At 68.6% G+C, this 229-nt stretch carries 1 protein-coding gene (only partly in view); it reads right to left on the reverse strand.

Annotated elements, in window-relative coordinates:
- Positions 1-229, reverse strand: part of the annotated coding region (locus DI272_RS18010) for an RICIN domain-containing protein (protein WP_146238438.1) (this coding region is incomplete at its 5' end). The annotated region extends 273 nt beyond the left edge of the window; 229 of its 502 annotated nt are in view.

A 229-nucleotide genomic window follows, 5' to 3' on the forward strand; every position in this document is an offset into this window, starting at 1 on the left:
CGCGCCGCCCGCCACCGTCATGCACTTGCCCAGCGCCCGCAACGTGCCGTCCGAAACAGCCGTCCAGGCCTGACCGCTGCCCGTCCCACAGGTGTTGAGCTGGATCGCCGTACCGTTCGCCGACAACGACCCGGCCACCTCGGCGCACTTACCGCCGTAACCGCTGATCACACCCGTCGGACGCGACGACGGCACACTCCACAACTGGTTGTCGGAAGCCGCACACGTC

Source organism: Streptomyces sp. Act143, from assembly GCF_003143935.1.
Lineage (GTDB): Bacteria > Actinomycetota > Actinomycetes > Streptomycetales > Streptomycetaceae > Streptomyces.